The organism is Sphingobacterium sp. GQ94 (assembly GCF_059758715.1).
The window spans coordinates 125,416-147,015 of sequence record NZ_JCAXEC010000001.1 but is presented as its reverse complement, the minus strand read 5'-3'; the positions used below and the strand labels follow the sequence as shown (position 1 = coordinate 147,015).

Sequence of the window (21,600 nt, the reverse complement as noted above, 5' to 3'; positions counted from 1 at the left end):
GACTGATTTGCATAATGCATTATATCTGATGCTGATGGGAGATTGCAACCACTGAAAAAAAGTGCTAAAATTCATTTAAACACATATGGCATATTTATTTACCTCCGAATCTGTTTCTGAAGGACATCCAGATAAAATTGCAGATCAAATTTCGGACGCTTTAATTGATAACTTCCTGGCATGGGATGAAAATGCTCGGGTTGCAATAGAAACTTTGGTTACCACTGGACAGGTTGTCCTAGCGGGAGAAGTAAAATCCAACATTTATCTTGATGTACAGAAAATTACGCGTCAGGTAATCCGGGATATCGGCTATACGAAGTCTGAATATATGTTTGAGGCGAACTCATGTGGGGTATTTTCCGCTATCCATGAACAATCAGCAGACATCAACCAAGGAGTAGACCGGAAATCTAGACAAGAACAAGGGGCCGGTGATCAAGGAATCATGTTTGGTTATGCAAATAATGAGACAGAGAACTACATGCCATTGGCTCTGGATCTTTCCCATCGTTTGCTATTTGAACTTGCCGCCCTAAGACGAGAAGATTCAGAAATCAAATACCTTCGCCCGGATGCTAAGTCTCAGGTGACCCTGGAATATGATGATAATCATAAACCGATTCGCATCGATACTATTGTTATTTCTACTCAGCATGATGATTTTGCCGGTGAAAAAGAAATGCAAGAAAAAATCAAAGCAGATATTGTTCAGATTTTAGTGCCTCGGGTGAAAGCCCAACTTAAACCTGAATTACAAGCTTTGTTTACAGATGATATTAAATACCACATTAATCCCACTGGAAAATTCGTCATCGGTGGACCTCACGGTGATACCGGTCTTACGGGACGGAAAATTATCGTGGATACCTACGGCGGAAAAGGTGGTCATGGTGGTGGTGCGTTCTCTGGTAAGGACCCTTCAAAAGTTGACCGTTCGGCCGCTTATGCAACACGTCACATTGCAAAAAATTTAGTAGCCGCGGGTGTGGCTGATGAGCTATTGGTTCAAATATCCTATGCGATTGGAGTGAAGGACCCGATGGGAATCTACGTGAATACCTACGGCACGAGTAAGGTAAAGATGAGTGACTCAGAGATTGCAAATAAAATTGGTGAATTGTTTGACATGACGCCTTACGGTATTGAAACCCGATTAGGTCTTCGAAACCCTATCTATTCTGAAACCGCAGCCTATGGGCATATGGGAAGAACACCGAAAACAGTTAATAAAACCTTTGAAACCTCAAACGGTGAAAGCAAAACGATTGAAGTAAATCTATTTACGTGGGAGAGATTGGACTACGTAGAGCAGGTTAAAAAAGCATTTGCATTATAAGTAATTATACATATTTCAAGGAGAACCCTGAGCATGTCTCGGGGTTTTTTATTATCCCAACCAGCTTAACATTCTTAAATAAAGAGCTTTAGTCGGTTATAATGGAAATACCACGTACGAATTGCTACCCGAAAACCGTTTCCCTTTAGGTACTGTTTATTAGGTACTGTTTATTAAAAGTATACGTTTAGAAATCAATTTATAAAACGAAAACTATGAGAAAATTTATGCTATTGGGAAGCACCCTGATTGTGTTTATCTTATTGTGTACATGTACTAAGAAAAATGCTGCTCCTGACCCCGATATTGACGAGCAAGATCCTCCTGCAGCCAGTTGGCAGGAAGATTGGTTTGAGCACAGGCAGATTGTCAAGCTGCAGGATTACGCGAAATATATCGCGCTCTATTATGACGACGACATGGATACAGCGATTACCTGGCCAGTAAGGATTGCCAGTCAGATGTGGAAATATTCATGGAACACCTATGGTGGATTTGGAGAGGATAACCGACTTAAGGTCATTTTGCATGCCGACAAGTACTTCGGAGGACATCCGGCCTATTATCTGAGTGCTAGTCATGGGTACAATAACGTGGTCGATATTGGCTTAGAAAAAAACTCTTGGAGCGACAGCACAGGGCAACCCCTGGATATTCTAGCGCACGAGATTGGTCATATCGTAGAAAGTTGTGCTTATCAAACCCTGGAGTCACCGGCTTTTTCGATCTGGGGCGATAGCAAGTGGATGGAAATATATCAATATGACCTCTATAAAGGTATTGGTCTGAGTGAAAAGGCGGAATCATGGCATAATCGTATGCTTGGCCAGACTGATGATTTTCCTAGAGCGAATACACACTGGTACAAGGACTGGTTTTACCCCATTTATAAGAATCATGGGCAGACAAAAGTGCTGAATAATTTCTTCAAAATGTTGAGTGAGAATTTTCCCACCGAACCTATTTCTGGTGGCAAAAAGTATACTCGGAATATGAATATGGGCGAGTTCGTACATTTTTGGAGTGCTGCAGCAGGTAAGGATCTAAGAGAGATGGCTGTAACGGCTTTTGGGACAAAAGATAAAAATGGTCAAGATTGGTTCACTCAGCTTGAGAAGGCCAAAGTTGATTTTGCGAAGTTAACATATTAGTGGAGCGCTAGTTGATTTGTGGGATTGGATGATGAAATTGGGTCGCCGCAATTTGGTTGATTCTGTCCAAATCAATTCATTCTACAGGTTAAGTGGATACATCCATTTCAATGAAGGCCCTGAGCATGTCTCGGGGTTTTTTGTTCCTTATTTCAAGAAACACCCGTCGTCTAAAAAATCTTTTAAAACTCTTAAGATGCTGTAAATAAGCCAATAATCATCTTGAGATTAGGTTCCAGATTATTTTATCTGTTGTATTTTTATGGAATCTGCGCAAACAAAGCATCATCATTTCAAATGAGATTGGGCGCCCCACCGCATTTTGAATGATTTAATACACAGCCGATGTTACTCGCGTGAATGTCATACACAATAAAATCTGAAGGAAAAGGTTTTGTGCGTGTTTTGATTCCATCGTGGTAGTTATCAGCATAACTCATAAAAACATGATAGGTGCAAAATTAGATTTATTTAAAAATGAGTGGTTAGAGGTTGTTTTTGAGAATAGAAATAAGGAATATGGAGCTTATGCCTTACGTAAGTTTGGACCAGAAGCAACCAATATCGCTTTATTTTCGGTCTCCGCCCTAGTACTCTCTTTGGTGGCTTTAAAAGTCTTCAATATCACTGTTTTTCCTCAGATTGAGACTCCCGCTGTGCAGATTTCGAGTCCGGTTACCCTGGAGGATCTGGTCGTACCGGATCCCCCAATTGAAGAACCTCTTCCGGAAGAAGAAGCGCCACCTGAGCGTATTGCCCAGGATCCCCCCGCCGTGGATCTGATTCGCTTCCCTGAGGCGATCGTTGTGGATGCAAACCGGGTGAAAGAAGACTTGGTTTCCCAGCAAGAAATCAAGGAAAAAAATGCAACACCGGCCCGAATGACGCTGAAAGCTACACCAGGCGCGACAGGTGTTCCAACGGGTGAGTTTGGTCCTAACAAGGTTGATGGAGCCATTACAGGTTCAACCAAAGGAGTTGAAGGTGGAGACCCAAATAAGGTTTACGACTTTGAATCGGTTGAGGTGCCGGCATCCTATCCTGGGGGGATTGAAGAATTCCGTAAATTTGTTTTTAATGCGTATCAATATCCGCAAGCAGCAATCGATGCTGGGGTGAAAGGGACTGTAGAATTATCCTTTGTTATTGATAGAAATGGCAATTTGACGGATATCGAGATAGTAAAAGATTTATCATACGGGACAGCTCAGGCTGCAATCAATGCCTTGAAGAAATCGAAAAAATGGAATCCTGCTGTTCAGAATGGACGCAAAGTACCCGTTCGTTATTCATTGCCGATCCGCTTAGACCTTTCTCAAATGTAACTCCTGATGGATAATTGTCTATAAAAAAGGGAAAATCTTTAGATTTTCCCTTTTTTATAGACAAACCAGTATGTAGTTTCTATTCTTTTAGATACTTGCTGAGGCTGTCGGAATCTGTCTGTTTACTTTCTTAACCAAGCCTTGCAAGACGTTTCCTGGCCCCACTTCTACAAAATTTTCAGCCCCTTGAGCCAACATCGCTTCTATGGTTTGTCTCCAACGAACAGCTCCAGTTAATTGGGAAATCAAATTCGCTTTGATCTGACTAGGCTCAACATAAGGTTGGGCGTCGTAATTTTGATAAATTGGGCATATCGGGGCTTGAATCGTTACCTCTTCAATGGCTGCCTGTAGTTCTTGCTTTGCAGCCTCCATCAACGGGGAATGGAACGCTCCGCCAACATTTAATTTTAAAGCGCGTTTTGCTCCTGCCTGCAAGAGCTTCTCGCAAGCCTCATCGACACCTTCTATGCTCCCTGAGATAACCAATTGACCCGGGCAGTTGTAATTTGCAGCCACAACCACATCATCAATCCCCTGGCATACTTCCTCGACGATCTCATCCTCTAACCCCAAAATAGCGGCCATGGTTCCGGCCTGAAGCTCAGTTGCCTCTTGCATCGCATTTGCTCTTTTGGCAACTAAACGTAAACCATCCTCAAACGAAAGGGCACCAGCGGCGACCAAAGCAGAAAATTCACCAAGAGAATGACCTGCAACCATCGAGGGTTGGAAATCTTCTCCTAACGCTTTCGCCAGAATCACGGAATGTAAAAATATGGCTGGCTGGGTAACATTGGTTTGTTTTAAATCTTCTTCGGTACCTTGAAACATAATATCGGTAATTCGAAAACCTAAGATTTCGTTTGCTTTTTCAAACAATTCCTTTGTTTGCTCATTTAAACTATAAACATCCTGGCCCATACCAACAAATTGTGCGCCCTGACCGGGGAAAATATACGCTGTCTTCATATAGAATTCTTTTATTTATCAAAAATAAACTTAATCTTCGGGAAGGAAAGAAAGTGAAGAGAGATTTTTATCACTCAGTACCTCATTGGCGATTGCTAATATATCCTGAGAACTCACCAAATCTATTTTTTCAAAGACTTCCCGCAGACCAATTACGTGTCCATAATCAAGAATATTTTTTGCCTCAGCAATAATTAAACTCATGCGGCTTTCCTCTGCAAGGGCAATTTGCCCCTTAAATTTATTTTTGGCACGTTGCAGGAAAGTTTCCTTTAACGGTTCATCCCTTAATTTTTTTAGTTCTTTGTGCACCAGAGAAAGTGCCTTATCAACCTTTTCTTCATCGGTTCCAAAATAAATGCTAAATAGGCCGGTATCTGCGTACATGCTGTAGTTGGACTCGATGGTATAGGCAATGCCGTATTTCTCCCGGATATTTAAATTCAAAATTGAGGACATCCCAAAACCACCAAGAAGGTTATTTAACAGCAAAAGACCGGTTTTGCGATCATCGAAAATGCTATAACCTTTACTTCCTAGCACATAATGCGCTTGATTTATCGGTTTTTGCTGTTTGACTTGTTTCACGTTCACGGCCACATCTGTAAGGAGCGCTCTATGCCAAGGAGTGGGCGTTAACTCACCAAATATTTTCTGTCCATAAGCAAGTACCTTTTTTTCTGTGTAATTCCCCGAAATGGCGATAATGATATTTGAGGTGGTGTAATGTTCGCGTGTAAAGTCTTTGATATCTTGCTGAGAAATCGACTTTAAATCGTCCTCTAGTCCTAAAATATTATGGCCAAGCCCCGTTCCCTGGAAGAGTAAATCTTCAAAATCATCCATAATTGATTCCTCAGGACTATCTTGGTAAGAAGCCATCTCATCCAGAATCACTCCTTTTTCCTTTTCCATTTCCTCTGTAGGATATGTCGAGTGAAAGATAATGTCTTCGAAAAGGTCCAAAGTTCGCTCTAAATAAGGATTTAAAAACGAGGCATGGACACAGGTATATTCTTTGGTGGTATACGCATTCAGGTCCCCTCCAACCACTTCTAGGCGATTGAGGATCTGATTGGTCCCGCGGCGCTGAGTTCTTTTAAAAAGTAAGTGTTCAATAAAATGTGCTGTTCCAAATTTACCGCTTCGCTCATGCCGCGATCCAGCGTCGATGAGTATACAGGCATGTGTTATGGTTGACTCGTGAGGATGCAACAAAATGCGCAACCCATTCTCTAATTGGAAAATTTTATGATCCATGCACAAAAGTAGGGAATACAAGTGATAACTGGGACTCTTCTTTCTGCCCATTTCTCAGCCGCAAACAAAGAGCGGTTGCCTGTACTGACAACCGCTCTTTTTTACTCCTTTTTTCTCACTACATTCTTGGTCTTCGCATTCCCCCAGGGAATTCATTGTCCTGGCTCGGGGGAACGCCAGAGAATTTCTGTAGTTTAAAGGTAAAGGTTAACATAAAATACCTTCCCAAACGATTGGTTTGTGTATCCGAATAGATGTTGTCTTGCACAGTCCTGTTTAAATTGGTTTGTTCGTTGAGCAAATCAAAGGCTTGAAGACGAATTGTCGCCCGGTCATCTTTCATTAGCTTTTGCTCAACAAAGGTATTGATGATAAAGGGATTTGCATCACTTAAGTCTCCGTACCCCTTGTTGAAGCTCTTTGATAAATCGACACCAAAAATAGTGGTAGGGCTCAAGTTCACCGATCCAATCAAGGTCGGAGTCCAGGTTGACACGTTGTTATTCATGCTTCCTAAAGAATTCTTGGTGAAGTTATAGGCATAACGAACTCCTGGATTGATTTCAAAATTCTCTGAAGGATTGTATCTGAACATAACCCCTTGATTGAACACCCAGTTGTTAGCGATATTCTTTAGACCTTGCTCGGCATCTATGTCATTGGAGGTATAGGAAACATGTTTGTTAAAGTTAATCCCTCCCATTAGCATAATGTTATACGTTTTCTCTTTTATGGATTTACCGAAATGATAGAAGGTCCCCACGCCATATACAGGATCAATTTTTTCATTTAAATAACGCGTTTCTTGTAATAACCCTTTCTGCGGATCCGGTACTCTTTTCACAAATGAAACAATTTTATTGTTGGTCAAATTTCCTCTTAACATAGCGAAGAATACATTTCCTTTTTGAAAGTCTCCACCCCGATAACGCATTCTCAATTGGTGTTCGAATTCTGGGTCCAAGTTCGGATTTCCATAGGTTTTGTTGGTTTCATTCAAACTCACCTCGTAAGGAAGGATTTGATCCAGACTTGGCTCAGAAGAGCGTCCCGAATAATTAACGCTAAGGTTCTTTTGTCTTGAGAATTTATATTCAAAACGTGCAATAGGCATCACGTTTAAATTCTTGCGATCGATTAGGGTATTTTCGGTATCGCTAGAGGCGTTTCCTTTTAATAAAGAAGGTTGAACCGCTGCCCCTACGGAATATTTTACTTTATCATTTTCAAAGGCATAGTTTGCCCCGATGCGATGGGTCGTAAAAGCGTAATCCTGATCGTAGTGAAAATTAACAACACTTTGGTCGTCGTTCGGATATTCTGCCCCATTCTCATCAAAGGCATCTTGATACCGCTTGTTCACGTAATTATTGATGTTTAGATCATAGGTTAATTCGATTTTCCCATTTGTTGATACCGGTTCGGTATAGGACAGACTGGTTCCTGCGTTCCAGCTTTTGTTATTAACTTCTTGTAGGGTACGCTGATAAATTTCACTCATGGTACTTCCTGCGTTGTTTGGATCGTTAATCAGACGATCCAGGACCCGGTCGAAATCGCTTGTGGTTGGCGCATTGTCGTAATTGAAATTAATAAAGAGGTTACGTCCGTTCTCACCAAGTTTACGATTGTAAAGCCCTGACAAACTATACCTCGGTACCTGTGAGTTGGATGCCAGTGTCTCCTGGTCTTTATTGCTTAAGGTTCCATCCACATCAAAAAACTGGCTTATGGAAGTTGAATTCACCCGGGTGTCGTTAAACCCAAACTGCGGGGTCAACTTGATGTAATCATTGTCTGAAATGTTCCATTCTAAGTTCGCCTCCAAACGGTGACTTGCGGAGATGGTATTGGCATCCAGACTACTCGATTCTTCTTGCGTACCTTCTGTAAAGACGTATTGATTGATCCGGTTGGTCAAGGTTTTATTGTCATCCCGACCAAAAGAATAGTTTCCATAAACTTTTAACTTTTCAGAGAAATCATGACGGATATTCAACCCAATTGATCCCACATCGGTTAGGCCATCTCTACTCCCAAACATGCCTGAGGACCTTCCTCCGCCACCTTGACGGTTACGAGCTCCAGAGCCCATGGTATTGAAGTCAAACAGCGGGGCGTTGATGTTGTTTAAATTTCCTAAAACAGAAACCTGCGACTTGTCCGTCATACCCATCCACATCGCTGTAGCCTGGTATCGTTTTTCCGTACCATAACCAAAACGAAGGGTGGTCATATACCCCTTATTGTATTTTGGGTCTATTTGTATATTGATTATCTTCTCCGAATCACCACTTTTATTTCCAGTGATGTTTGCCATGTCGCCATAATCGTCCACAACTTGAATCTTTTCGATTATATTCGCCGGGAGGTTTTTTGTGGCTGTCTTAACGTCTCCACCAAAGAAATCTTTTCCATTGATTCGAACTTTGGTCACCGATTCTCCTTGAGCGGTGACATTTCCGTCCTTATCAACTTCCACTCCTTGGAGTTTTTTTAGGGCATCCTCGGCCACGGATCCCTCACGAAGCTTTAGGTCCTTGGTGCTGTATTCAACCGTATCACCTTTAACCTGAATGGTTAAAACACCATTAATCACGACCTCCTCTATTTCTTTTGAATTAACAGCCAGTTCAAAACTTGGAACTCTGATCACGTTTTCGCCCAATGGAAAATCCACTTGTTTGCTGAATGTGTCGAAACCTAGACTACTCACCTGAATGGTGAATTTGGTTGCTTTCACGTTCTCAAAGGTATAAAATCCAGCATTGTTGGAGCTGGTCGCCATAGTATCCTGCGCAGAGAAAAGTCGGACTGAAGCTCCTGAAATTGGCCTGGATTCTGTATCTCTTAACATGCCTTGCACTAGACGCCCACTTTGGGCTTTTAGGTTTGCCCCAATACTCATCAGGCAAAGTATCATTACGGCTTTAAAAATTTTACTATTCATAGCTATCTTCTAATTCTTATTCAATACATCCACTATCCAGATCTCGGTATCCATTTTATAAGGAGATTTCAGACTGGGTTGGTACCCACCATAACGGTTGGTTCGTTGATTCTGCTTTTTCTTGAGTGCTTTTTGCAACTGCGAAAATTGGGTATTAATTTCAATGCTTAAAGCGATGGGTTTTTCTCCATCTTCAATTCCAATCGCTGATATAGGAATTCTAGACTCGTAGATCAGTCTGTTTTGAGCGGTCAATTTAGCTTTGGCAAGAACGCCATAGGTATTTTCAAGCGATAAACTACCATCCACAATGCGAGCAAAACCGTATAGATTATACCCTCGGCTGCGTTTGATGAGCTCCTGGGGAACATTCATCTGGTCCAAATTTTCTTCGTTTCCCAATGCCCTTAACGACTCCGCATCAGGTGTTGGAAAAAAAAGTCGAGCCCCTTCTCTTTTTTTCCCCTGGGGGTTTATGTTTACCTTGATTCCATATCGGGCAGATTGCGCAACTAAGGATTGATCCCGTATCTCCAGGGCTACATATATATACTGGGCATCATTACTTACCGCAAAGCTCCAGCTGGAATCCGGATCGATGGGACTGAGTTGGCCTTGCCATTCCTCAATATCTCCATCTACCTGCACTGGGATCTGTGCTAAAAACCGAAGGTCCTTTCCCTTTTTTTTCTGCGCACTAGCCACAGAACAGGCAAAAACAAAAAAAAAGGCTATTAATAATTTATGATACATCTTTTTCAAATATTGCCAATGATTTACGATAATGGGATCTTCCTGAAAACATCCCATATATGTTCATCAGCAAAGGAAATAAGAAAAAGTGTAAATTAATGTAAAGGTCATTGCATCACAAAATAGTTACAATTCGGATTATTTTCGAGAACAAATTCAATTTGCTAAATTAGCGCAATGATTCATTCCATTGGTTTATTACCTTGTTTTCAGTTGGATTTTTTGGAGGCTGGCTGCGATGAGGCTGGTAGAGGCTGTCTGGCAGGTCCTGTATTTGCTGCGGCAGTGATCTTCGCTTCGGATTATGCCAACCCACTGCTCAATGATTCCAAAAAACTATCGGAAAAACAGCGTATGGAATTACGTCCTATCATTGAAAATGAGGCGGTAGCTTTTGCTGTTGCCAGCGTGTCTGCCCAGGAAATTGATCAAATAAACATCCATCAGGCGTCTTATTTAGCCATGCATCGAGCGCTCGATTTATTATCCATCAAGCCCGAATACTTGATTATCGATGGCAATAAATTTGTTCCTTATGGAGATATGCCCTACAGCTGCATTGTCAAAGGAGATGGGAAATATTTATCGATCGCCGCAGCCTCTATTTTGGCAAAAACCTACCGGGATGAGTACATGGATAATCTAGCGGATCATTTCCAAGAATACAACTGGCGAAGTAATAAAGGTTATCCAACCATTCATCATCGCAAAACGGTCCTTAAGTTGGGTTTTACGGAACATCACCGAAGAACCTTCAAGGTCACCGAACCAAAAGCAACGATGCCCAAAAAGAACGCAATCATTTAAATCCCCTGTTCAGAGATTCCTTTAATTACCGCAATTGAAGTTTGTATTCCACAGGTTACGCCCTGTCGCAAATCAAATCAGCCTACCTTGAAGAATCAAAGTAGGCTGAGTAAAAAATAGGATTCCCTAAAGGGATTATTATCCCTTCGCTTTTAGTTTCTTATTGCCTTTAAAGGATAACCAAACGGCAAAAACAAAGCCCAGTATCATGAGGATGGACGCTATTAATGAAATGACATTGCCTATGGCCATTGAAGCTGGTGCAAACACAAATTCGATCTTATGGTTTCCTGAGGGAAGAGCAAGTCCTCTTAACAAGTAATCAGTCCGGATGATCGGCACTTCTTTTCCATCTACATAGGCTTTCCATCCTTTATCGTAAAATATTTCAGAGAATACCGCAAACACATTGCTTCCTGAACTGTATTCATATTTCATGGTATCCGGATGGTAGGATACCAATTTGATGTCCGCATTTACCGGCGCTCCAACTGTTTGCTTTCCGAACAAATCTTTAAGTCCCTCGTGGATAATCGCTTCTTTCTTTGGATTAAAGGTGTCTAACGCATCCATTTCAGCATTGCTGCTATTTACAAATCGTATATTATCCACAAACCAGGCATTGCCTAGCGCAGAACTTCTGCGCTCAATTCGCTCAGAATTGTTTGTCGGGTCTTTGGAAATAATGTAGCGGACATTCAGCATATCCAGTACATCTTGATTGATCTTTCCATCGAACTGATTCTCCAACAACTCCTGGAAGCGCATCAATTTAGCGGCATGGTACCCACCAATACTCTTGTGAAAATACGAGGTGCTGGCATCTTGGAACGGAGAGGTACTTAAATCGAATACACGGTAAGACAAATCCTTGTCCAAATGAATCAACTGATCTACTTCCCTTTCTTGAATTGGTCGCTCATAGGTGCTCTTATCAACAAATGAGTCATTATTTAAATACCGTTTATCCAGTGACCATAAGTCAACCAATGTAATCACGCCGATTCCGGCAATGAGTACCGCGACGCTAAATTTCTTCTTCACATACAACCACAATAGGCCGAAACTTAATGTGACGATGAAGAAAGAACGCCAGGCATCACTTGAGGCCATATCGGCCCGATCCTTCAATAAAGCATTGACCACTTGCGTGGTAGCCCCTGGATCTCCCAGAATTTGGGTTAACTCCGAAACATACCCTTGATGTTTCGAGGTACGAAGATCAAGCAAACTTGGCATCAAGGCGATTGATAAGCACACCAGACCAACTCCTGACGCCGTATATAACATTTTTTTATCTAAATCTTTAATCTGCGGTCCTCTGGTTATAATTTCATTAAGAGCCAGGATCGCTAGTAAAGGAATAAGAACTGCAGGAATGATCAATATAGATTCAACAGCCCTGAATTTATTGTACATCGGAAAATAGTCAAAGAATAAATCCGATACCAGCGGAAAGTGTCGGCCAAAGGAGAGCAACAGGGTTAAAACCACAGCGCTCAGAATCCACCATTTCAGACGGTCCTTGACAATCACCACACCTAGAATAAACAAAAAGATGATACCCGCCCCGAAATACCAAGGTCCCTGGGTAAAGCTTTTCTCCCCCCAATAGGTTGGTGTGGCCGAGTTCGCTGCCTGTAGGGCTTGTGCTTGAGGAATACCCATACCCGTTAAGGTTTTTACTACATTGGATTCTGGTCCCAAAAGGCCGCCCGTTTTTCCTCCGAAAGCATCTGGAATTAAGAAGGTAAGCGTTTCCGTTATTCCTTGACTCCAGGCATAGGCATATTCTTTATCCAAACCTGCCGAGGGTTGTGCTGGGGCGTCTGTCCCTTTACTCAGATTAGCTTTTCCGCGAATGGTAAGCTTACTGTATTCATAGGTTGGGAATAAAACAGAGGCATTCACCAAAACGGCTAAAACAACTCCAATTAGCTGAAGCCCGGTGGCTTGCATGAAATTTTTTACTTTTTTATCACGAATTGCGTAATACAATTCAAAGCCTACTAAAATAAGCATCGCAATAAATAAATAGTAGGTAACCTGAACATGGTTCGCCCTAAGCTCTAAGGCTAAAAATAGCGAAAGCATGACCGGCCCCCAAAGCCTGCTTCCCCGGTAACAGAGAATAACAGAACCGATAATGGGTGCCATATAGGCAATGGCATAGGCTTTACTGATGTGCCCAGCCTCAACATACACAATATTATAGGAGGAAAAGGCCAAAGCAATCGCACCAACGGCAGCCAGCCAAGGCCGAATTTTCAGCACACTGAACAAGAAATATCCTCCTAAAAGGAAAAACAAAAAGACATCGGCCGGTGGCGGAAATACCGAACGGATCGCGGGTCCAATATGGGTTGTGATGTTGTTGGTATGATCATACCAAATTTGGTACGTTGGCATTCCACCAAACATAGAGTTGGTCCATAATGGTGTTTTACCATCTTTTGCCTTAAAATCAAAAAGTTCTTTTTGGGAACCACGAGCTTGCATCACATCGCTTTGCAATAGCGTTTTACCTTGCCAAACAGGGGAAAAATAAAAAACAACTAATAATAAAAAGATCCCTATAATGATCAGGTGATTCTGATTTTCCTTAAACCAATTTTTCATGTATTTTAATAAAGGATTATGAATGTTCTAGCTCCAAAAATATAGAATTGATTTCAATAATTGACAAGAAGTTATCAGAATTAGGAATATCCCGTTCTTTATTTGCCCCAACAGGCGGTTTTATCCTCCTTTAGGGGGTTCGATTTAACTCTTTTGGATCAGGTTTGTTATGTTTGATAGCTCTCCGAACAGGACTAAAAGATCATTTTCGTGCAATACAGTGTCCGATTTAGCGATCCCAGAGGCCTCTTTGGAAATTTTGTTGCTTCCGTCCTTTTGTTGCGTATTTTGTACATGAATGGTGGTTAGAACAATGACTTTATAGATATTGGTCAGATCGGCCTCTCTCAGGGTCATCCCAACATATTTAGCAGGCACTTTGGTCTCAACAATACTGTATTTTTCAGAAATTTTAAAGGAATCCACAATATCAATATTATCCAGGCGCATGGCTAAACGCTCTGCGGTTTCCTCCTCAGGCATGATGTATTCATCAATATCCATGGCTTGCAACACCGTTTTTTGCAAATCGGAAACCACCCGCCCTATAATGCGCTTGACCTTCAGTTTTTTTAAAAGTGCTACCGTCAATAAACTAGCCCCTTCTTCCTCGCCAATGGCAACAATGACGGCATGACTCTCTTTTAGAGGAAGAGAGCTGACAGCCTCTTGATCGGTGCTGTCCAGACACACGGTATGGGTAATGCGATCTTTATTTTGTTCAACGATGGTCATTTTTTTATCCACAGCAATCACCTCATGGCCTAGCTCTGTAAGATGAATAGCGAGTGATCTTCCAAAATGTCCAAGTCCGAGTATGATGTATTTCATGATTAAAAGAGTGCTTTTTAGGTATAAAAATATGCGTCAGCTTAGAATAATATTTTTTCTGTTGGATAAATATAACTTTTGTTTTTGGTATTCTTAATAAAGGCGACCAGCAAGGTCAGCATACCTACCCTGCCAACAAACATAGTAAACATCAACACAATTTTGCCGCTCGCAGAAAGTGAAGAGGTTATACCCATAGATAGTCCGCAAGTCGTATAAGCCGAGACGGATTCAAAAAGAAGGGGTACCATTTCTTTATCAGGATCTGTAAAATTCAACAGCACAAAGCTAATGGTAATGCTTAAAAAGGAAAGCCACATAATAGCAAATGCCTTATTAATAGACTCCGGGGCAATTCGTCTCTTATAAAGCTCAAGAGACTCCTTTCCTTTGGCTAGCGAAAATATGTTCATCAGGGCAATGGCTACCGTGGTTACTTTTACTCCTCCTCCGGTAGATCCTGGAGAAACACCAATCCACATCAGGGTCACAATCATAATCAGTGTTGGAACAGAAACAAAATTAATATCGATGCTGTTAAATCCTGCCGAACGGGATGAATTGGCCATAAAGATAGAAGAGACCCAGCGGCCATATATCGATTCATCTGCCAGTAAACTGTGTTTACTTTCCAACAAGAAGTAAGATACCGTGGCAACCAGAAGCACCGAGAGATTACACATGACCACAAATCTTGAATTAAACGTGAAGACCTGAGGTTTATGACGGTACTTACTTTTTAAAATAAACCGGCAAATCAAGGCCTTCACTTTTTCCCTGCCCCAGGTATAGAAATTAAAAATAGTTCCAAAGCCAAGGCTTCCCAAAATAAACATGGAAGACAAAGCAAGCTGGAAATTATAATTAAACCGGTAAACTTCATTGCCAATGCCTTGGTGGATAATGGTGAATCCAGAATTACAAAATCCAGAAATGGCATGAAAACTCGAAAAGAAAATTTGATGACCAAGGGATGAAAATTGCGCCGAGTCCAGGGAACTGAAAATTAAAACTGCGCCAATAAATTCGAATATTAAGGTGATAAAAATGATTGTTAAAAGTGTTGAAATAACCGAGTTAAGTTTATTCTCTCCCAATATCTCACCAAACATCAATTGGTTTTTAAAAGAGAATCCGCCGGAGAAAAAATAACCAAAAAAACCAGTAAATGTCATGATTCCCAACCCACCCACTTGTATCAAACCCATAATTACAGATTGCCCAAACACAGAGAAATTACTGGAAATATCCGTTACGCTAAGTCCGGTTATGCAAACCGCGCTGGTGGCCATGAAAAAAGCATCCACAAAGCTTAATGGAGCCTGGGTTGTGGTCCGAGGCAACATGAGCAGGAATGACCCAATCAAAATGAGGATTAAAAAGCTAATGACGAATAGAATGGTCGGATTAAAATAAAAATTATCAAAAAACAAGGTGCTCTTAGACAACTCAGAAATAAAGATAATGGCAATTCCCAGATACATCCACTCATCTTTTTCAAAAGGGTGTAAAAACCCTCCGCTGAACCGGGCTAGAGTTATAAATATAAAATAAGCAGAAACAAATACACCTGTATAATGAGAAACGGTAATTCGCCGGGCCACCAGAATCGATGAGGCTGTACGGATCACCTCAAATAGAAATAGGAAGTAATACATCACTAGAACCGCCTGCTCCGTTTTCTGTGCAACTTCTTGATTTGTAATGTAACCCACATGAATAATGGTGGTGAGTGCACAAACCAGACTCACGTAGAATACAAATTGATCTACTCTTTTTCTGCGGTGCCGAAATATGTAAGTTAGGAAGCTAAAAAATGAGTCCATCTAGTACAATTATAAAAAAAATACGCACTTAAACGTAAATCTTTCACGTGAAACTATTTTTTTTCCTCCTCTTTATCCTCTCCACGATCTTTCTTTTTGAAGATTCCATTGATAAATTTTTTGGTCTTTTTCACTACTTTTTTCGACTCCTGTACAACCTCTTTGGCCTCATGAGCAGCACCGATCAACTTGGCTTCTCGTTGCTTGCTAATGCCTGCGCAGTATTTTATTCCCTCCAGCATACTTTGCCACATGGTCTTAAAAAAAGAATGAGAAGCAACACGCGTATAATTTACCTTGGCGATGTGGTGAATTCCTTTTTCATCCGGATTACTCTCATTTATTAAAATGCTGTTTACCACAAAGGATGCGAGTCCCTTCCTAAATTTACTCGTTTTGGGTGCTAGAATATTTTCAATATTGAGTTTTAGATTTGTGTAATCAAATCGAAACTCACCCCAGTTTTTACGATCAGTTCCTTGCATATTAAAACTGACCCTACGAATATTTCCTGAGGTGATCTTCACACGAAGTAAGGGATCCAAAATTCGATTAAAGGCTCTGGCATCCATACTGCCCAGACTACCTTTGTACGTGTGGGCGCCGTTTTTGCTTAGCAAATCCATCCCCATGTCCAACTTTAAAAGTCCTTTTCCCATTACCCGGGTCTGGACCTGGGTCCTTAAGATCCGATTATTCAGCAGGAGTAAACTATCGTTGGTTAGGTTGGTAATTACCCCATTCGTCTTTTCAAAGGTTATCTCACCTTGACGGCCATGTTTCGCACTGAACTCTCCATAAAGAAGGTCAATTTGATCCAAGAATACCGAGTCTAGACGGATGAGCTGTTTCACTGCCATCAGGCGCTGATGTGGAGCATTTCCGATTTGTGACCTTGATTTTTTAGGGTATCGTTTATCGTTATAAAGCGAAATCGACCCGTTTTTTATCTGCACTTTTTGGGCGATAGTTTGCTGGTTATCGATTACCTGTTTAAAATCCAATTGCTCAAAACGGAGGGTGTCGAATTTGAGTTCGACCATGGTTATGTTTTCTTTTCTGGTATTGAAGTATTCCTTTTTGCTCATCCGGGGTACATAACGGACTTTTGTAAAAAGCACATTCTGGTCCTGAGTGTTGATTAATAAGCGATCAAAGCTAGCCTTATAAAACCCATTGGAAAGGGCATACTCGAACCCTGGCACATCAATTTCAACCATTTTTGTATAATACAACCGGCTGGTATCGCCTATGCTGGTTTTATCTACCAAAATATCTTTTATTTTCACGCCAACAGAATCCAGCTCCAAGTCACTAGATTTCCCGTTTTCTATTTTAGAATATTTGAACTTGATGTTTTCAAGTTGCATGTCCCGGACATTTACCGAGGTGAATACATCCTTTATGTTATCGTAAAGGGTTTTGGGTGCTTGGGTTCGAATGGTATCATTATAGGCATGCCGTTGGCTAATCATATGTACTTGCGGAGATTCAATGGCTATGCTTCGGATGTACAGTTTCCTATTCATCAACACATCCCAGAGATCGAATCGTCTCACTTTTAGTGCAGATACTTTTAAATGGAAGCGGGTATTGGGAGCTGTACGTGCAAGCACCATTTTTTTATAAACCGTAGAATCTGAAATTAATTCAACCTCTCTAAGGGTTACGCTTCCTAAAGGAATATTCATCTCTATATCCTTCAAAGAGAGCTTATAGAGTCCAGAAGTTGATTTTTCTACGGTTTCTTTGAGTCTGGATTCGAGAATTGGTTTCCAATTATGACTCAAATACCAACTTACTCCCACAAGGGCAATAAGCAGCAGGAAAAATACCCCAATAATCCATTTCCAGATTAACTTCATAGTTTGATATATTAGATTTACCGAGATTCGGCAAATTTAATACAAACCAAAGGCCAATATGTTTCTTTAGGATCTATTATTTTCATTTTGATAGATGCTGATATAGCTCTCAAAGCGGGAAGGTTCAATCTCTCCATCGGCAACCGCCTGCTGGACAGCACAACCTGGTTCGTTCAGGTGTTGGCAGTTATTGAATCTGCATTGGTTCATTAGTTTCCTCATTTCAGGAAAATAATGACTAAGTTCTTCTTTTTGTATATCCACAATTCCCAGCTCACGAATCCCTGGGGTATCAATTAATTTGCCTCCGAAGGGAAGATCTAACATTTCAGCAAAAGTGGTGGTGTGCTTTCCCTTATCGTTGGACTCTGATATCTCTCCTGTTTTTAAGGTTAAACCGGGGATAATGGCATTCACCAAGGTGGATTTTCCAACCCCCGAATGTCCTGAGACCAGGGTTATTTTATCTTTAAGCATTTTTTTTAGGTCTTCCACATGTGATCCCTGGAGAGCCGAGACCTTATAACAGGGATAACCTAAGCTTTCATAGAGTTGTGTATACTCTTCCAGGATTTCTAATCCCTGCTCTGAGAAGAGGTCTAATTTATTAAACACTAACATCGCCGGTATACCATAGGCCTCTGCGGTCACTAAGAACCGATCAATAAAACCTGTCGAGGTTGCAGGTGAGGCAAGTGTAACAACCAATAGCGCTAAATCCAGATTAGCTCCGATAATTTGGGTTTGTTTGGAGAGATTCACCGAACGACGAATAATGTAATTTTTACGCGGGATAAGTTTCGTAATGATTGCACTTTGCTGCCCTTCTTCTTGTTCAAATTCCACCCAATCCCCGACGGCAATAGGATTCGTCGTCTTGATATCCAAGGTTCTAAACTTTCCTTTGATCCTGCATTCATAGGTGTTACCTTGTTGGTCCAGTACGTGGTACCAACTTCCGGTGGATTTTCTCACTAGTCCTCGCATATTGTTTTTTGCTCTGCTAAAATTCTTCTCTTGCTTGCACAAAAATGGAAAAAAATAATTAATCTTTCCGTGAAATTGATTTTGCTAACTTTGTTAATAACGCTAAAAAATTAAGAATTTGAAAAAGTTATTTCTGCTGGACGGGATGGCACTGATCTATAGAGCCTATTTTGCATTAAGTAAAAACCCTCGTTTAACATCATATGGATTAAATACAGGGGCAATCATGGGTTTCACCAATACTTTACTGGAAGTCTTGGCGAATCAAAAACCAACACATATTGCGGTGGTCTTTGATACCCAGGCCCCTACTCTTCGCCATTTGGAATTTGAGACCTATAAAGCCGGACGCCAAACCATGCCCGAAGATCTATCAGCTTCCATTCCCTACATTTTTCGATTGATTGAAGGATTTAACATTCCCATCATTACCAAAGATGGTTATGAGGCTGATGACATAATCGGAACTCTTGCCAAAGAAGGAGAAAAACAAGGGTTTTCGGTTTTTTGTATGACTCCCGATAAAGATTTTGGACAATTGGTTTCCGATCAAATTTTTATCTATAAACCAGCCAGAATGGGCAATGGAGCAGAAGTCCTTGGCGTTAATGAAATTCTGCAAAAATGGGAAATTGAACATGTGCACCAGGTGATCGACATTCTAGGGTTGTGGGGTGATGCAGTGGATAATATCCCAGGAATTCCAGGTGTTGGAGAAAAAACAGCAAAAAAACTAATTCAAGAATTCGGTTCGGTTGAAAATTTGCTGCTCAATACAGACAAACTAAAGGGAAAACTCAAAGAAAATCTGGAACTCTTTACCGAGCAAGGATTGATTTCCAAAAAACTGGCGACTATTTTATTGGATGTTCCTGTAGAATTTGACGAGAAGGCACTCATTCTTGAAGATCCGAATAGAGAAATTTTGGAATCCCTGTTCTCAGAATTGGAATTTCGGACTCTGGGTAAAAGAATTTTTGGGGAGGAATTTAGCCTGTCGGATTCCGGGAAGCCAAAATCCAATCAAATGGATCTATTCACTCAATACGTTCCTAGTGAACCCCAACAGGAAGCTTCTAGCTCCTCACAGGACACTCCCCTGGCAACGATTCTAACGACTACCCATGAATACATACTTCTGGAGGAGTTGCAGGGCCAATTGGAACTTGTGCAAAAGCTAGCGGAGTCAACTGCTTTCTGCTTTGATTCGGAATCAACAGGACTTGATGCCATGCAAGCTGAATTAGTTGGTTTATCGTTTAGTATCACGCCCTCAAAGGCATATTATATTCCGATCCCCGCCGACCAGGAACTGGCAATTAAAACAGTGGCGTTATTTAAGGGCGTTTTGGAAGATAACCGCATTACAAAAATTGGTCAAAATCTTAAATACGATATTTTGATGCTCTCTCGTTATGGCGTAAATGTGAGTGAAAATGTTTTTGACACTATGCTAGCGCATTACCTAATTGATCCCGATACGCGTCACAACATGGATTATCTTGCTGAAACCTACTTGAAATATACGCCGGTTTCGATCACGGATCTAATTGGTCCCAAAGGAAAGAATCAAGGGACGATGCGTGATGTGGAGCTAGCAAAGATCAAGGAATATGCGAGTGAAGACGCAGACATTACGCTGCAACTAAAAAACAAACTCGCTCCTTTATTAGAGCAAACCTATACCTTAGAATTAGCCCAAAGGGTTGAATTTCCATTGGTCCATGTGCTTGCCGAAATCGAGAAAAATGGCGTGAAGATTGACCAACAGACCCTGCATCAATTTTCAAAAGAATTACAGCTTGATATCGCTCGATTGGAGCAACAAATCTATGAGAAGGCAGGTGTTACCTTTAATATTGCCTCCCCCAAACAGTTGGGCGAGGTGTTATTTGACAAGTTACAACTAGATCCTAAAGCAAAAAAAACAAAGACCGGGCAATATAAAACGGGGGAAGATGTTTTGTTGACCTTGGCTCATAAATCTGACATTGTTCAGGATATCTTGGATTTTAGGCAGCTAGTGAAGCTTAAATCAACCTACGTAGATTCGCTTCCAAATTTAGTGAATCCACAGACCGGCTTGATTCACACTTCCTACAACCAGGCGGTAGCAGCAACAGGACGTTTGAGTTCAACCAACCCGAACCTGCAAAATATTCCAATTCGAACAGAGAAGGGCCGGGAGGTTAGAAAAGCATTTATTAGTCGTGATAAGGATTGGATATTGATTTCAGCAGATTATTCGCAAATTGAACTGCGTATCATGGCCCAATTATCTGGGGACCTAAATATGCTTGAGGCTTTTAAAGAAGGTCTCGATATTCACAAGGCCACCGCAGCCAAAGTATACGGTGTTCCCTTAGACCAGGTGAGTTCAGAGATGAGGAGAAATGCAAAGGCCGTGAATTTTGGTATTATCTACGGACAGTCCGCCTTTGGTTTATCGCAGAACCTGGGGATTTCCAGAAAACAAGCAGCCGAAATTATTGATCAATATTTTAATCAGTATACTGGAATTAAACGGTACATGAGTGAGGTGATTGAGTTTGCCAAAGAGCATGGATATGTGGAGACCATTTTAAAACGTAGACGATATCTCAGGGATATCAATTCGGCGAACATGACTGTTCGTGGGTTTGCAGAAAGAAATGCGATCAATGCTCCCATCCAAGGCTCGGCAGCAGATTTAATCAAAGTAGCCATGATCAACATTCAAAAGGACATTGAACAAAGGGGCTTGAAAGGAAAAATGATTATGCAAGTTCATGATGAGCTTGTCTTTGATGTTCCGTTGGCTGAAGCTGATGAGTTTAAGGAGATAATTGCCTTACGCATGAAAAACGCGATGGATTTAGAGGTCCCTATTGAAATTGAAATAGGTCAAGGAAATAATTGGTTACAGGCGCATTAGT

At 41.2% G+C, this 21,600-nt stretch carries 14 protein-coding genes; 5 read left to right on the top strand and 9 right to left on the bottom strand.

Going from position 1 to position 21,600, the window contains the following annotated elements:
* The first annotated feature begins 85 nt into the window (after nucleotides 1–85).
* From metK to AC6CHH_RS00650, 3 genes are all read left to right on the top strand, one after another.
* Complete coding sequence (metK, locus tag AC6CHH_RS00660) at nucleotides 86–1,339, top strand: methionine adenosyltransferase (RefSeq protein WP_498278667.1); 1,254 nt, start codon at nucleotides 86–88, stop codon at nucleotides 1,337–1,339.
* A gap of 215 nt (nucleotides 1,340–1,554) precedes the next feature.
* The gene (locus AC6CHH_RS00655; RefSeq protein WP_498278665.1) at nucleotides 1,555–2,490 is read left to right on the top strand and encodes a hypothetical protein; all 936 of its coding nucleotides are present in this window, start codon (nucleotides 1,555–1,557) and stop codon (nucleotides 2,488–2,490) included.
* A 446-nt stretch (nucleotides 2,491–2,936) separates the two neighbouring features.
* Nucleotides 2,937–3,815, top strand: coding sequence for an energy transducer TonB (locus tag AC6CHH_RS00650; RefSeq protein WP_498278663.1), 879 nt, complete (start codon nucleotides 2,937–2,939; stop codon nucleotides 3,813–3,815).
* A gap of 87 nt (nucleotides 3,816–3,902) precedes the next feature.
* Here the strand turns inward: AC6CHH_RS00650 and fabD are convergent, their stop codons facing one another.
* The 4 genes from fabD to AC6CHH_RS00630 form a co-directional block, all read right to left on the bottom strand.
* Nucleotides 3,903–4,787 carry an ACP S-malonyltransferase gene (gene fabD / locus AC6CHH_RS00645; RefSeq protein ID WP_498278661.1) on the bottom strand — a complete coding sequence of 295 codons (885 nt, stop codon included), beginning with the start codon at nucleotides 4,785–4,787 and terminating at the stop codon, nucleotides 3,903–3,905.
* Between the two features lie 30 nt (nucleotides 4,788–4,817).
* Complete coding sequence (locus AC6CHH_RS00640) at nucleotides 4,818–6,047, bottom strand: M16 family metallopeptidase (protein WP_498278659.1); 1,230 nt, start codon at nucleotides 6,045–6,047, stop codon at nucleotides 4,818–4,820.
* 118 nt (nucleotides 6,048–6,165) lie between these two features.
* Nucleotides 6,166–8,997: an outer membrane beta-barrel protein gene (locus tag AC6CHH_RS00635; RefSeq protein WP_498278657.1), complete on the bottom strand. Its 2,832-nt coding sequence runs from the start codon at nucleotides 8,995–8,997 to the stop codon at nucleotides 6,166–6,168.
* 9 nt (nucleotides 8,998–9,006) lie between these two features.
* Entirely contained in the window at nucleotides 9,007–9,750 is a 744-nt protein-coding gene (locus AC6CHH_RS00630) for a hypothetical protein (protein WP_498278655.1), read from the bottom strand.
* A 177-nt stretch (nucleotides 9,751–9,927) separates the two neighbouring features.
* Between AC6CHH_RS00630 and rnhB the strand changes: the two genes are divergently transcribed.
* Nucleotides 9,928–10,557 (top strand): ribonuclease HII, encoded by a 630-nt coding sequence (gene rnhB, locus AC6CHH_RS00625; RefSeq protein WP_498278653.1) that lies wholly within the window; start codon nucleotides 9,928–9,930, stop codon nucleotides 10,555–10,557.
* A gap of 138 nt (nucleotides 10,558–10,695) precedes the next feature.
* Here the strand turns inward: rnhB and AC6CHH_RS00620 are convergent, their stop codons facing one another.
* The 5 genes from AC6CHH_RS00620 to rsgA form a co-directional block, all read right to left on the bottom strand.
* Entirely contained in the window at nucleotides 10,696–13,176 is a 2,481-nt protein-coding gene (locus AC6CHH_RS00620; protein ID WP_498278651.1) for a YfhO family protein, read from the bottom strand.
* A gap of 144 nt (nucleotides 13,177–13,320) precedes the next feature.
* Complete coding sequence (locus AC6CHH_RS00615) at nucleotides 13,321–14,007, bottom strand: potassium channel family protein (protein ID WP_498278649.1); 687 nt, start codon at nucleotides 14,005–14,007, stop codon at nucleotides 13,321–13,323.
* Nucleotides 14,008–14,048: 41 nt separating this feature from the next.
* Nucleotides 14,049–15,833 (bottom strand): TrkH family potassium uptake protein, encoded by a 1,785-nt coding sequence (locus AC6CHH_RS00610; protein WP_498278647.1) that lies wholly within the window; start codon nucleotides 15,831–15,833, stop codon nucleotides 14,049–14,051.
* A 53-nt stretch (nucleotides 15,834–15,886) separates the two neighbouring features.
* A complete protein-coding gene (locus AC6CHH_RS00605; protein ID WP_498278645.1) occupies nucleotides 15,887–17,698 on the bottom strand; it encodes an AsmA family protein in 1,812 nt (603 codons plus the stop codon).
* Between the two features lie 66 nt (nucleotides 17,699–17,764).
* Nucleotides 17,765–18,685, bottom strand: a complete 921-nt coding sequence (gene rsgA, locus AC6CHH_RS00600; RefSeq protein ID WP_498278643.1) for a ribosome small subunit-dependent GTPase A — start codon at nucleotides 18,683–18,685, stop codon at nucleotides 17,765–17,767.
* Nucleotides 18,686–18,803: 118 nt separating this feature from the next.
* On the opposite strand from rsgA, the gene polA reads away from it, so the two are divergent.
* Nucleotides 18,804–21,599 (top strand): DNA polymerase I, encoded by a 2,796-nt coding sequence (gene polA, locus AC6CHH_RS00595; RefSeq protein ID WP_498278641.1) that lies wholly within the window; start codon nucleotides 18,804–18,806, stop codon nucleotides 21,597–21,599.
* The last annotated feature ends 1 nt before the right edge of the window (nucleotide 21,600 follow it).